The organism is uncultured Leptotrichia sp. (assembly GCF_938036635.1).
GTDB lineage: Bacteria > Fusobacteriota > Fusobacteriia > Fusobacteriales > Leptotrichiaceae > Leptotrichia > Leptotrichia hongkongensis.
In genome coordinates, this window is record NZ_CALHQO010000058.1 from 1 (window position 1) to 2,188 (window position 2,188).

Consider the following 2,188-nt stretch of genomic DNA (forward strand, 5'->3'; position numbering starts at 1 on the left):
AGCGAACCCAGAAATATTATAACATAAAAAAAATACCCCCTTCAACTAAGAAGAAGATATTTTTTTCGCTATTTTTTACCTTAAAATGGAGTATATCCATTACCTTTATAGGTTAATTATAGCATAAATTTTCTACTTTTTCAATCATACTAATTTTATTTTTTTATAAATTTATGATAAATCCAATCAACTATAATGGCAATCGCATTATCTCCAGAAACATTAGCCGCTGTTCCAAAGCTATCCTGTGTTATGTAAAGTGCGATTAAGAGTGAAGCCATTGGGCTGCTTGAGGCAATTCCAACCATTCCTAAAAATGGAAGTGCAGACATTATTGCTCCTCCAGGTGCTCCAGGCGCAGCTACCATTGCTACTCCAAGAACCATTATAAACGGAAAAATTGTTGAAATTCCGTAGGACATACTGTGCATCATAAGTACAGTAACAACACAGCTTGTAATTGTAATAATACTTCCAGCCAAATGAATTGTGGCACATAAAGGAACTACAAATTCACGGATTTCAGGCGATGTTCCATTTCGTTTTGCACATTCTAGATTTATTGGGATTGTGGCTGCTGAAGATTGTGTGCCAAGTGCTGTAAAATAACCTGGAATTTGATTTTTCATACAGGTAAGAGGATTTTTTCCTGAAATTCCTCCAGCAAATATGAATAAAGCTGAAATATATAAAATGTGAAGAATTACCACACAGACAAATACTTTTAGGAAAATAGAAAGTGTCGTAAACATCTGTCCGCTGTAAGTCATGTTCATAAATGTTCCAAAAATGTAGACTGGAAGTAGAGGAATAACCGATGTGCTCAGTAATTTTGTGATTATTTTTGAAAACTCACGAAAAAGGTTGTAGGTAGTTTGTCCTTCACCATTATTTCTAAGCCAGCTTATTGAAAGCCCCATTATAAAGGCAAAAACGATTGCTGAAGTTACATCAAACATTGGTGCAACTGGAATGTCAAAATAAGCTGTCAAAAGATTCTTTTCAGGATGTTCCACCGTTGTAAACGAAGCAAAGTTAAGAATTTTTGGAAAAATACTAATTGCCATAAGATACGAAAGTGTACCTGCAACAATTGTAGAAAGATAAGCCAGTAAAGTCGTAATTCCAAGTAATTTTCCCGCTCCATGACGTAAATCTGAAATTCCAGTTACAACAAATCCAATAATCATAAATGGAATAATAAACGACAAATATTTACTAAATAACGACGAAAACGTGACAAAAATTCTTATAATCGGACTTGGTAAAACTAATCCAAGTAAAATACCAAGCACAATCGAAATAATCAAACGTGGCACAAGCCCTATTTTTTTCATAAAATTTTTCTCTCCTTATAAATTTTTACATAGCAAAACCAATCCCACAACCCAGCCTCAATATTATTAATTAACATATGGTAGTAACATTTACAATGATTCGTACTGATGTAACAATACTGGGATTAATCGTAATTTTTGTAACTTCCCCGCATTACGTCATTTTGTAGGATATTTTTTTCCTAATATCCAAAGGCTTATGTTCACCTTAATAATATCTACGCCCAAAATTTATTGTGAATTTTCTAATTAAAGAATATAAACCGAATATTTTTAAATAGAATTTAGTGTAAGTTATATTTTTCTATTCTTCAATCAAATCAATAGTCCAGTTTGCCTGCTGTAATTTTGTATCAGTTTCACGAATTTCCTTAGACAATTTATCTAGCTGCTTTTGCTGTGCTGGAACATTAACCGTGCTAAAAACCTTTATTTCTGTTGAGGAATAAAGATTTATCTTTTGGCTTGCAATTTCTATAAATTCACGCAGAATCACTGCTTTTTGTGAAAGAGTATCTTTTTTTGCAATTAGTTCAACTAATGAAATCCCATCAATTTTTGAAAAAGTATTCGTTCTGTTTATTTTTATTATTAAATCATTTAGCTGGGAAATTAAGTCATCTAATTCAGTTAATAAAAATTCGGGATTTTCAGCAGGTTCTTCATTTTCTTGAACTTTAGCATTATTATTAAGTCTTGTTTTTAACTGTGAAATTCTTTTTTGAATATCGGCACGTAAAATAAGAGCTTCAGCGATTTTCATTTAATTTATCCTCCAATTTTTAATTTTTTAGTACTTTAAAGTATAATGTAAAATTTATAAAATGTAAAGGATAATTTTGTATAATAGA

At 31.3% G+C, this 2,188-nt stretch carries 2 protein-coding genes; both read right to left on the minus strand.

The window, feature by feature from the left end; genetic code table 11:
- Window positions 1-155: 155 nt before the first annotated feature.
- Window positions 156-1,337: a dicarboxylate/amino acid:cation symporter gene (locus Q0370_RS01030; RefSeq protein ID WP_299570906.1), complete on the minus strand. Its 1,182-nt coding sequence runs from the start codon at window positions 1,335-1,337 to the stop codon at window positions 156-158.
- Window positions 1,338-1,641: 304 nt separating this feature from the next.
- Complete coding sequence (locus Q0370_RS01035) at window positions 1,642-2,100, minus strand: DIP1984 family protein (protein WP_299570909.1); 459 nt, start codon at window positions 2,098-2,100, stop codon at window positions 1,642-1,644.
- Window positions 2,101-2,188 lie beyond the last annotated feature (88 nt).